Origin of the sequence: Leptolyngbya sp. BC1307 (assembly GCF_002286735.1) — a bacterium.
Classification (GTDB): domain Bacteria; phylum Cyanobacteriota; class Cyanobacteriia; order Phormidesmidales; family Phormidesmidaceae; genus Phormidesmis.
This window is the reverse complement of the sequence record NZ_NRTA01000018.1, coordinates 25,077-41,206: the sequence shown is the minus strand read 5'-3', so window position 1 is coordinate 41,206 and position 16,130 is coordinate 25,077. Positions and strand designations below refer to the sequence as shown.

Here is a 16,130-nt window from a genome sequence, read left to right as displayed (position 1 = left end):
AACCGCGCGGGTTAGGGCCGGTTCTCCAGATACTCGGTGATGGCGGCAGCAATAACGGTTTGACCGCTTTTGTCGAGCTTTTGGTTGGTTTTGGGCGGCAGCAGATCGCGCTGTAAAAATGACCAATCGCCGTTGAAAAAGTCTGCGGCTTCTACAATGCAGTGCGGCGCGTGGTTCTGAATGCCGTCGATTAAAATTTGCGCTTCGGCAAAGCCTTCCCGGGTGATGGTGATGATGCCTTTATCAAGCAGGCAGGCTTCGGCAAAGGTGCTGTAACCCGGTTTTGAGACGATGCGATCGCACATAATCATCCAGTCTACCGGTCGCATTTTCGGATCGCTCACCCGGTACAGATTGGGCAGGTCAGGCGCTTGGCGATCAAAGGTGATGAACTGCCAGTCGGGAAAGCGATCTAGCCTATCGTAGGGAATCGCCGATAGCCCTAAGCCGCCAAAGGTCAGCAGTACGGTACGTTCAGAGGGAATATCTCGGCTGAGTAAGCTGCGCAAATGGTCTTCGCTATGGGCAGGCGTGCCGCCTGTGAGCCCCACATCGGTAATATTTGGCAGCGCTGACATCGGCTCACAAAAGGGCAGGCGAAAAGTGCGATCGCTGTGGCCAAAGCACTCACAGATCCAGTCAGCGATCGCCGCAAACTCATCTCCCCAGGGCCGATAGATAAAGTCCCAGCCAAAATTGCCCATCACCCAGCAGGGTATGCCCGCTGCCCGGGCGATTTTGCCCATCAGCGGCGGAATATCTGAGAGCACTAGGTCAACGTTTTCCGCCTGTAAAAAAGCCGATTCCTCGGCAATCAGCCGGTCTTGTTGGTTGCGAATCTCCTGCATTATTCGCAGCGTTGCCGCTTTGTCCATGGTCAGGCTGTCGGTTTGCAAGACGCCCACATCAAAGCTCACTGGCCGATGCGTATAGTCGCCGTGCAAGTAGCTGTCGAGCAGCCAGCCCGGGGCCTTAGTCGCGATGATTAGCTTCAGCGGTAGGCCAGCGGCCTGACAGCGCTGCCGGATCTCTGCGGCGACTGAAGCGGCGCGAGTAGCATGGCCAAAACCGTGGTTTGTCACCGCAACGTAGAGAGTAGGCATAGAGCATTTGCGAGCAGCTTGCTCAGCTTAAAGAGAAATGTTCCAAAAGAAAAATCGTCTCTCAGCCAGACGGCGGCTGACGCCCTAGAGATCTCAGCCGCCGTCTGGCCTAATACAAAAGGGTTCGCCGTTCACCAGCAAACCCTTTTATTCGTAGCAACTATCTATAGAGAATTACCGTTCGCGGCGCACAAAAATCAACCGTATGCCACCAGGTAATCGATCACAGAGTACCCTTTACAGCTGAGGGACAAATCGTTCCTTATCAGGGACGGTAGTGTACTCACCTACAATCTCACGAAATTCGTCACCACTGATAGATTCCTTCTCAATCAGCAGATCCACCACCCGGTCAATCACATTGCGGTTTTCGCGAATGATATTACAGGTGTCTTCGTAGCACTTTTGCACGATTTTGCGTACGGCAGCATCAATGCGAGAGGCGATTTCCTCAGAGTACTCAGAGCGACCGCCCCAGTTACCCCCTAAGAAGACTTCACCCTGCTCGCTCTCCAGCGCTACCTGTCCGAGGTCTTCGGACATGCCAAACTTGGTCACCATTTGGCGGGCCATGTTGGTCACCTGCTGCAGGTCATTGCCTGCACCGGTCGTGATTTCGGCATCGCCAAAGATGACATCTTCTGCTGCCCGGCCACCCAACGCACCGCAGATGCGAGCCTTGAGCTGAGCGCGAGAAATCAGCATCTGGTCTTCGCTCGGCGTAAACCAGGTTAGGCCCTGCGCCTGACCACGCGGAATCAGGGTGACTTTTTGCAAGGGATCATGCGCTTTGATCATGGTTGCAATGATGGCGTGACCGACTTCGTGATAGGCGATCAATCGCTTGCTTTTTCCGTCAGTTAGCGGTGTGCCTTCCATGCCCGCAACCACGCGGTCAATCGCGTCGTCAATCTCCAGCATGGTGACGGCTTCTTTGCGGCGGCGAGCGGTGAGAATGGCGGCTTCATTGAGCAAGTTTGCCAGATCCGCACCGGTAAAGCCGGGGGTGCGACGAGCGATCGCATCTAAAGAGATATCGTCTGCTACCTTTTTGTTGCGAGCGTGTACTTCTAGCACTTCGCGGCGACCTTTGATGTCGGGCGGATCAACCGATACCTGACGGTCAAAGCGACCAGGACGCAGCAGCGCCGAATCGAGCACGTCGGCCCGGTTCGTAGCCGCAATCACAATCACACCTGTGTTGCCTTCAAAACCGTCCATTTCTGTCAGCAGCTGATTGAGCGTTTGCTCTCGCTCGTCGTTACCGCCGCCAATGCCTGCGCCACGGGAGCGACCAACCGCGTCAATCTCATCAATAAAGATGATACAGGGGGCGCTTTCTTTGGCTTTTTTGAACAGGTCGCGAACGCGAGAGGCACCCACACCGACAAACATTTCAACAAATTCTGAACCGGAGATCGAGAAGAAGGGGGTGCCTGCTTCTCCAGCGATCGCCTTAGCTAGCAAAGTCTTACCCGTTCCTGGCGGGCCGATAAGCAGTACCCCTTTCGGAATGCGTGCCCCAATTGCGGTAAAGCGCTCGGGCTTCTTCAAAAAGGTGACTACTTCCTGCAGCTCTTCTTTGGCCTCTTCAATCCCGGCCACATCGTCAAACATGACGCCAGTATCGGCTTCCATCATGAAGCGCGCCTTAGATTTGCCAAAGTTCATCGCCTGACCAGGACCACCGGCCCCGCCATTAGAGCGACGGAATAGGAAAAACAGCCCGCCGATCAGCAAAATCGGAAACAGCAAATTGCCAAGAATACCGATGATCGCGCCATCGTTACGAGGCTGGTGAGAGTCCAGACTGATATCGGCGGTACGCAGCCGCTCAACTAACTCGGGAGCATTCCCAGGCAAATCGACGCGCCAGCGCTGTATCCGATTGTCAATTTGAGGATCGGCCGCTTCGACGATGGCCGTCCGACCGTTTTCGTAGAAGTCAACGGACGTGACGCGACCCGCATCTAAATAATCCAAAAATCGACCGTAAGTCATGCTAGTGCTAGCAGTGTTACGACCTGTATCAACGGGATCTGCGCTACCGACGGAACCCTGCCACAGGAAAAATCCAACTACTAGAAGGGGCAGTGTCCACAGTAGGGCAGTTCTCCAAGAAAATTTCATGACTCGGTGGCCTCTGTTATATAGATAGTTCGCGATTTGAGATTTGGATCGCAGGCGTTGTTTGCCTTCCCAAAGTCAAATCCACGATCCGCAGAACATCTGGTGTCAGCAGATATCGGCGGTGCTCACTGGATTGATCATCAATTAGCATCGACTGGCGGTAGAGGTCTGCTCGCTACAAACTTCTGAATGGCCGTTAGCAAATTACTAAACGATCCCAAGTTTTATGAGACTTGTCTTTACTAAATTTAACGTAAATTCTGAGTATGAGACAACGAAAAATCCCGATATAGGCAGAGCGATACAAAGTGATCTGCCCGTTTTACGGTTAACCGTCAGCCCTCAGCGATGGATAAAGCTGCCTGCAATCGCTGCTGGTCATACCCCCGCTGGTGCAAGATCAGCCAGGATTCGACCAGATCAGGGCCTTGCATATCGGCCATCAGCGCAGCTCGAAGCGATCGCATCATCAACCCTTTCTTCACGCCTAGCGACTGAGTCACCTGGTTGATCAGCCCCTTAGCGTCCTCAGGTTGGCCAATCTGAGTCTCTTTTAGCGCCGATAGCACCGCCTGTATAGCGCCGGCAACCCCTGCTTTGCCCAGCTGATCTTTGGCAGCCTCGCTAAAGTCCAGCGTCGGCGTCGCAAAAAAGTGCGCTAGCTCCACACAGTCTTTTAGCCGCGTCAGGCTCGGGCCAATCATCGCCGTCAGAGGCAACAGCCAGGCGCTATCTGTCTCAGCATCAAACCCGTAGCCCGCCTGCTCCCAGTAAGGCAGCAGCAGCGGTAAAAGCTCTTCAGCCGGTTTGGCGTGCAGGTACTGGCTGTTGATCCAGTCGAGCTTGTCCCAGTCAAACTTCGCTCCGGCTTTATTCACCCGCTCAAAGCTAAAGAGTTTGGCCGCTTCTGGCAGAGTAAATAGCTCTTGGGCATCGGGGGCAGACCAGCCCAGCAGCGTCATATAGTTTGCTAGCGCCTCGGCGGTAAAGCCCATGTTCTGAAAGTCGGAAATTGACGTTACCCCGTCCCGCTTAGAGAGCTTCGCCCCCGACTCATTTAAGATCAGCGGCGTGTGCGCAAATTCAGGCACCTTTATGCCCATGGCCTCGTATAGCAAAATTTGCTTAGGCGTATTGCCCACATGGTCTTCACCGCGAATCACATGGGTAATTGCCATATCAGCATCGTCTACCACCACCACAAAGTTATAGAGCGGCTGACCGACATCTCCTTTACCTGCGGCCCGAGACACTACCATGTCGCCGCCCAAATCCTGGCCCTGCCAGCTGACGTGGCCGCGCACCAGATCATGCCATGTAACCTCGCGCTGGTCGTCAATTTTGAAGCGGATCACTGCCTGTCGTCCTTCGGCTTCAAACGCTTCGATTTGCTCGGGCGTGAGGTGGCGGTGCTGGTTGTTATAGCGAGGGGCCTCTTTGCGAGCCTGCTGAGCTTCGCGCATGGCGTTGAGTTCTTCGGGCGTTTCGTAAGCGCGGTAGGCCAGTCCCTTCTCTAGCAGCAACTGAATTTTTTCGCGATACATTTCCAGCCGCTGTGACTGATAAAAAGGGCCCTCATCCCAATCCATCCCCAGCCATTTCAAGCCGTTTAGAATATTGTCCGTATATTCAGACTTAGAGCGATTTAAGTCGGTATCTTCAATGCGCAGCAGAAACTGACCGCCCTGGCTACGGGCAAAGAGCCAGTTAAAGACGGCAGTACGAGCCGTGCCAATGTGCAAATTTCCAGTTGGGCTAGGCGCAATGCGCACGCGAACAGACATAGATCTCAGGTGATAAGCGGTCAGTGATTGCAAGTGGTTGCAGTCTATCAGCGTACTATATGCTTACAATCGGGTGTGAGCCCCTTTAGAGGGGTTTGTCCAGCGACTGTGGCAGCCCTTGGATATCAAACATCTAAACAATTCTAAATAATATAATTGCAAACAATATTGCCTTTTATGACCTAGATGTGTCTTGGCGAGCTGTTTATTCAGTCGCTGTCTCGCTACGCTATTGGCAGACCTCCATTATTTATCCATTGACTTGCTATCTACCCTGCCAGTCACCATCCGCGCACAGCCTCTGATTAGATGAGATCTTTACTCAAATCAATCTCCAGATTTTTTCAACGTCTGCTCCATGGCGGCAGTCGCTCATCTAGCCGTAGCGCTAGCCGAGAACTCAATCGCCCCGACAGCCGCCCCGACAGCCGCCCGACTGTATCTACAGTGGCAGGCTCAGCCTCCATTGCCGCTATCGATCCGGCGGTGCCATCGGCGCTGCGACAGTTGCTCTACCAGGCCATCTACGAACTGCCACAGCAAAAGCGCACCCATGCTGCCCAAGTGGGGGCGCTACTGAGGCAAAAAGACCGCTCATTTTCCTACGAAAAATATAATTTCGCGAAGCTGCTCGATCTGCTAGAGGCCGTGCCTGATCTGGTAGCGCTAGAACGGGTTGACCCGGATCCCGGTAGCCCTAGCTCAGCGCCTGTGTACTATGTCCGACCGACAACGGATGTCAAGTGGCTGCTGACGGATACCTTGACAAGATACGATAGCGCCGATGGCTGGGTGCATATGGATAGTTTGAGGCGGGCGATCGCCACTCAGATCCCCACTTTCTCCGCTCAAAAGTACGGCTTTACCGACTTCTCTAGCTTTATAGAAAGCCGATCTGACTTAATCGAAGTTAAGGCCGATAGCCCTAGCTATGTCCGGCTCTGCCCGTCAACCGCTCCGCTCCGAGTAGTTTCTAAACCCCGCCGCGTGTCGCCGAGCATCCGGCAGCGCAGCGGCACCCGTCCGGTTCCCAAGCCACCTAGCCATACCATTCTGCATTTGTCCAGGTTTGCGGGATTTTCGCCAGAGACGCTGCATCAAAAGGTGAGTGATTTGGCAGCGATCGCCCTGCGTGAGCGCTGGTACTTTGGCCCCGAGCCGCCGACTGATTTTCCCCATCCCATCCTTAAAAGCTATCTGCGCTATACCTTTATCCGCCTGCAGCACGAGCAAAAAGTGCTCTCTAGCACCAGCTATAAATACCGCGCCTTCAATACTGGGCTGCTCGACCGACTGCTCCGACCTATCTACGCCCTGCTCACCCAGCAGTCTAATCAAACATGGGACTTAGACTTTTGCATTCCCGGTGAGGGCTCAGCAGGAAAAAAGCTGGTGGCCAAATTTACTCGGCTCCCAGTTGCGGCCAACTATCTGGCCAACCCTGAGCAAGCCTTTTATCACTTAGCAGCGGGCGCGCCTGAAGTCGATTGGCGGCATGTTGTACAAGATAATATGGAGCGTCTGCCCTCAGCTTTTATTGAGCAATACGCCCCGGCAGGCTTTACTCCGCGCGATACTCAAACGCTGATTGGTCCAGCTTTTCACAGCTACAAAAGGGAATTTGCCGAGGCTTTAGACGCCGACTCCATTGCCTACAGAAATATCGTCAACCGACTAGAAGAGGCGCTGAGCCGTACGCTGCTAAAAACCCAGATCAACTACAAGACGGCAGTGCCGACCTACTATCCCAAAATTAACAGTATCGATCTCTTGCTGCCTATCTGTTTGGTCGATGAAGATATTGCCGACTGTGCGATCGTGGCCCGCCGCGAGCCGTCAGGTAAATACATCGGTCACACCATTTTGACCATGCGCCAGGCGTATAACAATGCCCGGCTCATCTGTCAGCTAGATGAGCATTGGCTCAGCCGCTCTATGACGCTGAGCCAGGAGGATTTTGACGATGACGATGACTCAGAAGAATTTGTCACTCAAGACGACAGATCAACTGAAGACGACAGCTCAGATGAGGGGATCGAGGTCACCAGCGGTGCGTAGGTTTGGGCAGCAGGTGCTGCTGCTGCACCTTTAGGTGACTATGAAGTGCCCGATTGTCACGCTTGGTCAATTCTTCAATGTCCTCTATCAGATTGGGGAAATCTAGATCTCCTCAAATTGCTGATCCCTGAGTGCTGTGCCTTGCGTTTCTATCCACAGGCTGAAGTCAGTGTCGTATAGAGTTTTGGGCTTCGCAATAGCGCTAGCCAAATGAACTTTTTAGGCGGTTCTCTCTAATCCTAACTGAATCAGTTTGTCTACCAGCTCTGGGAAATCTACGCCGGAGGCTTTCCACATTATGGGATACATGCTGGTAGCGGTGAAGCCGGGCATGGTGTTGATTTCGTTGATCAAAATTTCGCCTGTAGCTTCGATATAGAAAAAGTCTACGCGCGCGAGACCCGCAGCATCGACGGTTTGGAAGGCGCGGATGGCCATCTCCTGAAGGCGATCGCGCACTTCATCTGGCACAGGCGAGGGAATCAACAGCGTTGCCCCGCCCTCTGTATACTTGGCCTCATAGTCGTAAAAATCGTTCTCAAACTGGGTTTCTCCTAATACCGAAGCTTTGGGATAGTCATTGCCGAGAATAGAGCACTCCACCTCACGAGCGACCACCCCAGCTTCTACTATCACCCGGCGATCATAGCTGACTGCGCTATCGAGGGCAGCCTCCAGTTCTTTGCGGTTAGTCGCTTTAGCAACGCCTACAGAAGACCCCAAATTGGCAGGCTTAACAAAGCACGGATAGCCAATATCAGCTTCCAGGTCGTCGCACAGCTTAGGAAATATGCAGGGGTTGGAATAGATCTGGGCGCGGGTCACCCCTTGATACTTCACCTGAGGCAGCCCAGCTTGAGCGAAGGCACTTTTCATCGCTAGCTTATCCATCCCCAGCGCCGAACCTAGCACCCCAGAGCCAACAAACGGCATCTGTAGCAGCTTCAACAAGCCTTGAATGGTGCCGTCTTCTCCGTTAGGGCCGTGGAGAACGGGAAACCAGATATCAATATCCGTCAATTTATTATGGGCGGCGGCTGATTTGGTTAGATTGGGCAGACGCGACTCTAATGTGCCCATCTCTGGCAGTTCGCGGGTGGCAGTGTCGTCACCCGCCAGCGCCTTCCCAGAAGTGAGTACCTGCTGAGCTGTCTCGCCGGTCACCCAGCTACCGTCTTTGCAAATATGGACAGGCACAGCTTCGTATTTGGCCGGGTTATCGCCAGTGGCTAGCGCTTGAGCGATCGCCTGAGCCGAACGAATCGACACCTCATGCTCTCCAGACCGCCCACCGAACAACAGGCCTACCCGCATCGCCATCAGCTTTTAGTCCCGCTAGTAAAAATACGTCAGAGAATTCTTTGCGATAGCCTATCACGGGCCAGAGCCCAGAGCACAATCCGTCCGACAGCATTCAGCCCTCATCAGGCCAAAAAAAACGCTTAAACCCGCAAAAAGGAGCGAATTCAAGCGTTTGTATCAGGGTGCATCTACCAGTTATTCCTTCTAAGAAAAGTCAGCCTATCCGGGCGAAAGTGAGCCAATTGCCTGCCGCGAACATCAGTGCTTGCGCGTCACTGTGCTTACCCTGTACAAAGGTTCTAGCGATCACTTGTGTAGTAAGCAAAGTGGCCAACGCTATATTACGCTACGAGAAACGGTTGTGTCGTTAACGCTCATTGGTGACGCTGTGAAGTATTTCTTTCTATCCGATAGCTGGACCACAGGCAGAGTCTGGGAATTTGGCGGCCTGTGGAATGAATCGGCCTGGCATCGCCTGCCTCACTTGCAGCAGCAGTCGCTCTGCATCCAAGAAAATGGCGAAACGCTCCGGCTATATCAGGTAGAGGAGGCCGTCCTAATGGTCGAGGTGGTGCCCAAGGCAGCTACCCACTCGATGATCGGTCAGGTGGTGCTCAAGCGGCTGCTCAGCGCTGAGCAGGTAATTGAACGGCTGTGCCAGGAAGAAACCATTTTTAACGCCCTCAGTCATTCAACTGATGGAATCACACCTGCGCGTCTAGATAACCCAGCAGCCGAAAAGTCTGAAACATCTGTGTGATCAGCGCTTTAGAGCTATTACCTGCCTTTCGCGCTTTATAGATCTCCTACGTTACTGACGGCTCGCTGCAATTCCGCTAGCGCCCGGTTATAGCCCAGAATTGCCGTGACGCTGTTGCCCTCGGCTTCAGTGAGTTCCCGCTGGGCGGTGAGCACATCTAGCTGCGTGCCGACCCCGGCCTGCAAGCGTAAATTCGCCAGGTCGAGTGCCTCCTCCGCTTGAGAAACCGCTACCTGCGAAGTCGCAATATTTTCTTGGTTCGCCTGTAGGTTAAAGTAAGCCTGCTCTACATCAAAGCGAAACTGGTCGAGATTTTCGCCAAACTGCTCTTCAGAGATGAGGCCATCAAGCTGCTGCTGACGGGCCCTAGCTCGGGCAGCGCCTCCGTCAAACAAGGTCATGTTAAACCGAGCGCCGAATGCGTAATTGTCCTGAAAGCCGTCGTTGTCATCCAGCGAGTTCTGAAGGTTGTAATTGGCAAACACACTCACCTGAGGCCGAATACTGGCCAGGGCGATCTGGCGCTGCTGTTCGCTGATATCGGCCTGTAGCAACTGCTGCTCTAGCTCAGCGCGGTTTTGAAAAGCTAGTACAATACTTTCTTCTAGGGTGAGCGGCCAGCTTTCGGCCACGGCTACTGGCGTTGTCTGTAAGCTAGCGGTTGGCGGCAGGTTGAGCAGTCGGGCAATGTCTCGGCGGGCAATTTGCTGCTGACTTTGCGATTGAATCAGCGACTGCCGGGCATTGGCAAACTGTACCTCGGCCCGCAGCACATCGAAGCGAGTTCCTACGCCCACTTCTTGCCGCAGCCGGGAATCTCGTAAGTTGCGCGCCGCTTCGTCTAAAAATGACTGGTTGATCCGAATTTGTTCGCCTGCCTCTTGCAGTGCGTAGTACGAATTAGCCGTATTCAAACGAATTTGCTCTTGCTGACTCTCTACAGCCAAAGCGCTCGTTTGTCGCTGCAGTTCTGCCGCTCGAATTGAGGCCGCTCGTCTGCCGCCGGTAAATACGTCGTAGCTAACATCCACAGAGCCGCTTAAGGTCGTACTGAGGCCGCTATCTTGGCCGACTTCGCCCAATCCTGGAATATTTTCTAAGCCTGAAAGACCCGATGTGCCACCGCTCTCTCGGCTGGTAATGTCGGCCCCGGTAGATACTGTTGGTAGCTGTGCGGCGCGAGCTTCGTCGATGGCCGCCTCTGCCTGCTCTAGCGTCAGCAGCGATCGCTGGAGGGCCTGACTGTTGCGATAGGCTAGCTCAGTTGCCTGCTCTAGGGTCAGTACCGGGCTTCTGTCTATCTCAACTTCTTCAGGTGCGGTGGGAAAATTTAAGGGATTGGGATCGGCGACCAAACTGTCTATCGGGTCCCCAATTTCGACATCCGCCGGGTTAAAGTCTGCCTCGGGAAAAAGTGTCTCAGGCGACATCTCATCAGGCATCGCTTCTTCAGTGGGCGGCGGCGCGGGCGCGGGTTCTTCCAGCGTGGGCAGGTCGCCTTCTTCTGGACTGGCTGCCGGACTCTCTGTTGGGCTCTCTGTTGGGTTCTCTGCCGGCGCTGGGGTTTGCGCTTGCTGCTGGCTGGGTGACTCGATGAGGCGTCTAAAGTCTTCTAGATCCATCGGCGGCGCTGCTGGCTGTGCAGGGGGTGCTTGCGCCACGACGGTTTCGGCGACGGGCGATCGCCCCTCAGCTACCTGCGAAAACTGAGGCGATCGCCCGTCGGTAACCTGAGCCTCTACCAAACCGAGCGCTGCGTCAGATCTCGTGAGATCGACCGCTAGCGGCGCGGCAGACAAAATGCTAGCGGGTTTAGCCGGGGGCTTGGCCGACGATGAGCCATTTTGAGTATCTGACTCTGGGGGGGAGGCGATCGCAGTTTGCGGCAGCAGAGACACCGAACCGCTCATCACCAGCAGTAGAAAAGCAGCAGACTTGAGATATCGCATAGTGCTGATGGCTTCAATGGACTTTCATTCGATGGACTTTAATTCAGCGGGCCTAGATTCACTGATCTTGACTCAATGACTTTGACATAAAATCGGCGCAGCCAAAAAACGCATTCACACCGCAGGCTTGCCTGCTGAAATGTGAACGCTATTTAGAGAAGGTAACAGGGGCATTTCGCCAGGCGATAGGCCATTGGATGACAGTAACCTATTCATCCATCTGCTTGCAGAAAGACCCGGATACGGCTAGAAAGTCGTAAAACTGCCCTCGAAATCACTGCGCTTGGGCGCTAAGCTTCGAGCAAAGTCATCTTGCGCTTGGGGTCATTCCCACCGGAGCTCTGCTGAGGCACTACGGAAGCACAACAGGCGGCTACCAATTCAGGGAGCCCCGCTATAGATAATACTGGACAGTTTAGTTTGTTTTCGAGCTGCGCTACGGACATATCGTCTAAAAAATAGGTTTCGTCCGGGCGCTGGCTGTCACTTTGCTTCAGCATTAAAGCAGGTAGCAGAACGCCATCGCCGAGATCCTTACCTGCTAGCTGCGCTGCAATGTCTTGTCCGGTGAGCAGCCCAGTAACCGTAATTTCCTGGCCCCAGTAGTCACTGTTAATGGCAGCCATCTGTAGGGTCAGCCCAGAGATTTGATTCAGGCAGGTGACCAGGGGGGCAAAGGCATGTTCTACGGCGTTGCCCACTACCCAGGTAAAGGTGCGCGGTGGATAAACCCGATCTGGCAGTTCTTGGGCGATCACCTCAAATTCTTTCAGAAACAGCCGAATCGAGCCCACCCCATTGCCAATCTGCGGGTAAGACTCATAGTGACTCTCCGGCGGCAGCGGCTGGCGACCGATCAAAAACCATTCATCAGCTAACCAGGCAAAGGTCGTTCCCAGTTCAGCCCGAAATTCTGCCTGCAGCGCCTGCACCTGGGCAATTACCGCCTGAGATTTAGCAGTCGTCACCGGTACGAGCTGATCTTGCTCAGGGCGAAAGCGGGTGAGCCCTACGGGCACAACGGCTGCTGACGCCACCGCTGGCAGATCGCCCTGATGAAAAGCCGCCAAATCTCTGAGTGTTCGCTCTAGATGCGGGCCGTCGTTAATGCCTGGGCACACCACTACCTGCGCGTGAATTTGCAGCCGTTGCTGCTGAAACCAGGCCAGCTGCTCCAAAATTTGAGCGGCCCGGTCGTTTTTGAGCAGGCGCGATCGCACCGCTCCCTCTGTCGCATGTACCGACACGTAGAGCGGAGATAGCCGCATTTGAGCAATCCGCTCCCATTCGGCTGGCGAGATATTGGTCAGCGTTAAATAGCTGCCGTACAAAAAGCTCAGGCGATAGTCATCATCTTTGAGATACAGCGTCTCTCGCTTGCCAGGCGGCTGCTGGTCAATAAAGCAAAAGGGGCAGCGGTTAACGCACTGCATTAGCCCATCAAACAGCGCTGTCTCAAATTCTAGACCTAGCTCTTCATCGTAGTCTTTTTCAATCTCTACCTGATGCGCCACGCCCTTTGCATCTAGCACCTCTAGCTCAAGCAGCTCGTCAGCACATAGAAATCGGTAGTCAATCAGGTCGCGGGGGCGCTGCTGGTTAATCGCCACTAGCTGATCGCCCGCTTCAAAGCCGATTTCCTCAGCAATAGAGCCGGGCATGACGCGGGTGATTTTGGCCGGTGAGATCGAAGCGGTTTTCATAACAAGCAGTCGAGAATATGCGCAGTAGAAAGCGGTGCCGGCACCGCTCTATCACAGACGAGGTGTGCTTTAAATATTCTCTAGCGTTTGCGTAGCGATCGCAATCAAGATTACCGCCCCAAAAGCCAGCCGGTACCAGACAAATACCCAGGTGCTGTGCTTTTTGAGAAAATCAATCAGCCAGGCGATCGCCAAATAAGAAGAGACTATCGCCGCCAGCAACCCGGCCAGCAGTGGCACCAATGCCACCCGGCTATCAGAACCGATCACATCGCTGATAGAAACCAGCCCCGATAGCAAAATCGCCGGCATCCCCAGCAAAAAGGAAAACCGCGCCGCCGTTTCTCGCTTCAGGCCCAAAAACAGCCCCGCTGTCAGCGTTGACCCTGATCGCGATACGCCCGGAATCAGCGCCAACGCCTGCGCTAAGCCAACGCTGACGCCATCGCTCAGACCCAGGCTAGAAAAGTCTCGCTTGCGACTGCCCAACATTTCAGCGACGCCCAGCAAAATTGCCATGACGATGGAAGTGATGGCGATCACTGCCGTAGAGCGCACTACCGAAGTGTCATAGCCGGGCACAAACAGCTTAATAAAAAGCCCAATCACGATAATCGGCACGGTGCCCAAAACGATTCCCAAACCCAAGCGAAAATCAGGTGCGTCAAATTCGCGCCTGAACGCTGAGCGCATTGCCTTCAGCGTCACCGTAGAAAGGTCGTCCCAAAAATACCAAAGAATCGCCCCGACACTGCCTAGCTGAATCACCGCCGTAAACGACACGCCCGGGTCGCCCCAGCCCAGCATTACCGGCACTACCTTCACATGAGCCGTACTGCTAATCGGCAAAAACTCGGTCAGCCCCTGCACAATTCCGATCACCACTGCCCGCCATAGCGTAATTTCCTGTACGGGGGCAGTCGTCTGAGCTACCACCCAAGCCATCATGACTGGTTCTACCATGCGTAATTCCAGCTCCACTCAGTAGTTGTATTCATTGGCATATCGCAAAGCCCCATCTTTAACTTAGAAACTCGATTCGGTTTCGCTAGTGAACGATTCAATCAAACTGACCCGGATTCTGGCAAATTTCCAGCAAAGTTTTAGCTTATATTTTTTGCTCATAGTAAACTTTGGCTAGAGAAATAAAGCTATAGATCTAGCTACATGTGGGTATGTAGGGCAATTCTAGAATATGATATGTTAAGAACAGTTAAGCTATCTCAGAAAGATATTGTTAGTTCTCGACCCGACCGCGCCACAAGTTAAGGATGTTGAGACCTTGCAGACTTCAGCTCAAGAGCCGTCAGCTACCGTAGACGGTTCGCAGACGCATTCAAGCATAGACTTTACTGACCTAGTCGCCCAAAAATCTAAGGCTGATCGGCTCAAAGCATTCGCAGCGTCGGCCTTCTTGGTAGCGGTGCCCGTTTTTATTCAAGCGCCCCTGGTAAGAATCTTACCGGAGCTGAGCTTGGCTGTTACAGCCCTCTGGCTGCTGCTGGGCTGGAATTGGCTCAAAAAGCCCCATCTTCATCTCTGGGGCGATCTGGTTGTGGGCTTTAGCTGGACCTGGCTAGCAGGCGCTATTTACTGGGGCTGGTTCCGTTGGAATCCCTACGTTCATTTGCCGATAGAAGCCGTTGGCCTGCCGATCGTATTGATTTTGATGCGCTACGGCAAAGCTAAAATCGGCAACTATTTCTATCTCGGCTCTCTGTTTGGGACAGCGATTACCGATATCTATTTTTACTGCGTGGGGCTGATCCCCTACTGGCGGCAGCTGATGGTCAGTCCGCCTACAGAAGCAGGGCAAATCCTGCACAGCGCCCTGCTGCGAATGGAGACTTATGAGGGCGTCGGCTGGGCAATTGTGTTGCTGTCGCTGCTGATTATGTTAGGAACCATTCCGCTGCGGTCGCGCAGCACTAGCTGGTGGGCATTCGGTGGCGCTGTGCTGAGTACTATTTTGGTAGACAGCCTGTTTTTCGTCGCCGCTGTCTTCGCCTGACTCTACTTAGCGAAGGTCCGTTGGTGCCGGTGGAGCGAGCATGGGTAGGCTGTTGCTAGCGCTCGTCTCAATGCTTGATAAAACCAGCGGGAAATACGCTGCAGAATTTTCGCATCTTGTCATCTTTTAGTGACGGCTATCGACCAATTCTTTGTCGATAGCCGGTCTTAATCTAAAGAAAACTTTAAAGAAAGCCAACTTCAGAGCATTTTTTACTGACCGGGGTAACGTGACAGGGCATCCCTAATCTTTCCTCCCGAACCAGTCATCGATGGTAGCTGTGACAACCTCCACGACCAGTTCACAACTTGGCCCCTGTCTGATGCTCAAGACGGAGGCTAACCTGCGTCATTGGCAGCTAACCGGCAGCAACTGTTGGACGGTCGGCCGCAGCGATGACAATAACTTTGTCTTGAGCGATCGCTGGATTTCTAGAAACCATGCCATGCTCCAGCACATGGACACTGGCGAGTTTTACCTGATCGACTTGGGCAGTCGCAACGGTTCTTTTATCAACGGTCGTCGGGTCAGTGTGCCGGTGACGCTGCGCAACGGCGACGATATTACCTTTGCCCAAACCGAGCTGAAGTTTTGCTGCCCGGCTGAAAAGCCAGCTAGCCCCCATGACTTTGATGAGTCTCACAGCTTCGCTGCGACTGCTACTCTACACGTCCGGCGACTGATCTCAGTGTTAGTTGTAGACATTCGAGACTATACCGTTATGGCCCGGCAGCTCGATGAAAAAGTCGTCTCTGAGGCCATTGGCACCTGGTTTCGCCATGCAGGCGAAATCATTGGTAAATATGGCAGTTGGGTGGATAAGTACATTGGCGATGCGGTGATGGCGGTGTGGATTCACGGGACTCAAGAGGTCACTTCCCAGTCGATGTTACAGATCGCAACGGCCATGAGCGATCTCAACCAGATGACCAGCCGACTGCATGAAGAGTTTCCGCTGCCCTTTCCTCTGAAGATCGGGGCGGGTTTAAACACGGGCTATGCCATGGTCGGCAATGCGGGCAGCAGCGATCGCCCTGATTACACCCCGCTCGGCGATACGGTCAACGCCGCCTTTCGCTTTGAAACCTCCACCAAGCAGCTCGGGCTTGACATCTCAGTCGGTGAAACAACTTACGGCGCTCTCGAACAGCTAGGCGCTGGCGAGCAAACATTTAGACGCTATGCCGTAGAAGCAAAAGGTTATGAGCAACCGCTGATCATGCATGGCTGCGCCTTCTCAGACTTGGATCGATTTTTGAGCGTCCGCCTTCGCCAGCAGCAAAGCGCTGCGATGACCCTACCCGATACAGACCCGTCTTAGACCAGCCGA

11 protein-coding genes are annotated in these 16,130 nt (G+C 53.8%); 4 read left to right on the top strand and 7 right to left on the bottom strand.

Going from position 1 to position 16,130, the window contains the following annotated elements; translation table 11 throughout:
• Positions 1–11: 11 nt before the first annotated feature.
• The 3 genes from CKL79_RS11885 to gltX all read right to left on the bottom strand — a co-directional run bounded on the left by CKL79_RS11885 (position 12) and on the right by gltX (position 5,017).
• Positions 12–1,103: a glycosyl transferase gene (locus CKL79_RS11885; RefSeq protein WP_121969800.1), complete on the bottom strand. Its 1,092-nt coding sequence runs from the start codon at positions 1,101–1,103 to the stop codon at positions 12–14.
• Positions 1,104–1,340: 237 nt separating this feature from the next.
• Positions 1,341–3,233: an ATP-dependent zinc metalloprotease FtsH2 gene (gene ftsH2, locus CKL79_RS11880; RefSeq protein WP_121969799.1), complete on the bottom strand. Its 1,893-nt coding sequence runs from the start codon at positions 3,231–3,233 to the stop codon at positions 1,341–1,343.
• A 335-nt stretch (positions 3,234–3,568) separates the two neighbouring features.
• On the bottom strand, positions 3,569–5,017 hold the full coding sequence (gene gltX / locus CKL79_RS11875; protein ID WP_121969798.1) for a glutamate--tRNA ligase: 1,449 nt from the start codon (positions 5,015–5,017) through the stop codon (positions 3,569–3,571).
• A gap of 309 nt (positions 5,018–5,326) precedes the next feature.
• Here gltX and CKL79_RS11870 point away from each other — a divergent pair, with 309 nt between their 5' ends.
• Positions 5,327–7,075, top strand: coding sequence for a DUF3825 domain-containing protein (locus CKL79_RS11870; RefSeq protein ID WP_121969797.1), 1,749 nt, complete (start codon positions 5,327–5,329; stop codon positions 7,073–7,075).
• A gap of 219 nt (positions 7,076–7,294) precedes the next feature.
• Here CKL79_RS11870 and CKL79_RS11855 read toward each other — a convergent pair whose 3' ends face one another.
• Positions 7,295–8,398, bottom strand: a complete 1,104-nt coding sequence (locus CKL79_RS11855) for a D-alanine--D-alanine ligase family protein (protein ID WP_121969794.1) — start codon at positions 8,396–8,398, stop codon at positions 7,295–7,297.
• Between the two features lie 367 nt (positions 8,399–8,765).
• Between CKL79_RS11855 and CKL79_RS11850 the strand changes: the two genes are divergently transcribed.
• Positions 8,766–9,137 (top strand): hypothetical protein, encoded by a 372-nt coding sequence (locus tag CKL79_RS11850; protein WP_240518821.1) that lies wholly within the window; start codon positions 8,766–8,768, stop codon positions 9,135–9,137.
• A gap of 35 nt (positions 9,138–9,172) precedes the next feature.
• Here the strand turns inward: CKL79_RS11850 and CKL79_RS11845 are convergent, their stop codons facing one another.
• The 3 genes from CKL79_RS11845 to CKL79_RS11835 form a co-directional block, all read right to left on the bottom strand.
• Positions 9,173–11,086, bottom strand: coding sequence for a TolC family protein (locus CKL79_RS11845; protein WP_121969793.1), 1,914 nt, complete (start codon positions 11,084–11,086; stop codon positions 9,173–9,175).
• Positions 11,087–11,376: 290 nt separating this feature from the next.
• Entirely contained in the window at positions 11,377–12,789 is a 1,413-nt protein-coding gene (locus CKL79_RS11840; RefSeq protein ID WP_121969792.1) for a TIGR03279 family radical SAM protein, read from the bottom strand.
• 69 nt (positions 12,790–12,858) lie between these two features.
• Positions 12,859–13,752, bottom strand: coding sequence for an undecaprenyl-diphosphate phosphatase (locus tag CKL79_RS11835; RefSeq protein WP_121969838.1), 894 nt, complete (start codon positions 13,750–13,752; stop codon positions 12,859–12,861).
• Positions 13,753–14,071: 319 nt separating this feature from the next.
• Between CKL79_RS11835 and CKL79_RS11830 the strand changes: the two genes are divergently transcribed.
• Positions 14,072–14,800, top strand: coding sequence for a DUF3120 domain-containing protein (locus CKL79_RS11830; RefSeq protein ID WP_170944040.1), 729 nt, complete (start codon positions 14,072–14,074; stop codon positions 14,798–14,800).
• A 271-nt stretch (positions 14,801–15,071) separates the two neighbouring features.
• Positions 15,072–16,121, top strand: a complete 1,050-nt coding sequence (locus CKL79_RS11825) for an adenylate/guanylate cyclase domain-containing protein (RefSeq protein ID WP_121969790.1) — start codon at positions 15,072–15,074, stop codon at positions 16,119–16,121.
• Positions 16,122–16,130 lie beyond the last annotated feature (9 nt).

Bases quoted from the DNA above. Each gene is read 5' to 3' on its own strand.
- CKL79_RS11885 (WP_121969800.1), bottom strand. From the start codon at position 1,103: ATGCCTACTCTCTACGTTGCGGTGACAAACCACGGTTTTGGCCATGCT.
- ftsH2 (WP_121969799.1), bottom strand. From the start codon at position 3,233: ATGAAATTTTCTTGGAGAACTGCCCTACTGTGGACACTGCCCCTTCTA.
- gltX (WP_121969798.1), bottom strand. From the start codon at position 5,017: ATGTCTGTTCGCGTGCGCATTGCGCCTAGCCCAACTGGAAATTTGCAC.
- CKL79_RS11870 (WP_121969797.1), top strand. From the start codon at position 5,327: ATGAGATCTTTACTCAAATCAATCTCCAGATTTTTTCAACGTCTGCTC.
- CKL79_RS11845 (WP_121969793.1), bottom strand. From the start codon at position 11,086: ATGCGATATCTCAAGTCTGCTGCTTTTCTACTGCTGGTGATGAGCGGT.
- CKL79_RS11840 (WP_121969792.1), bottom strand. From the start codon at position 12,789: ATGAAAACCGCTTCGATCTCACCGGCCAAAATCACCCGCGTCATGCCC.
- CKL79_RS11835 (WP_121969838.1), bottom strand. From the start codon at position 13,752: ATGGTAGAACCAGTCATGATGGCTTGGGTGGTAGCTCAGACGACTGCC.
- CKL79_RS11825 (WP_121969790.1), top strand. From the start codon at position 15,072: ATGGTAGCTGTGACAACCTCCACGACCAGTTCACAACTTGGCCCCTGT.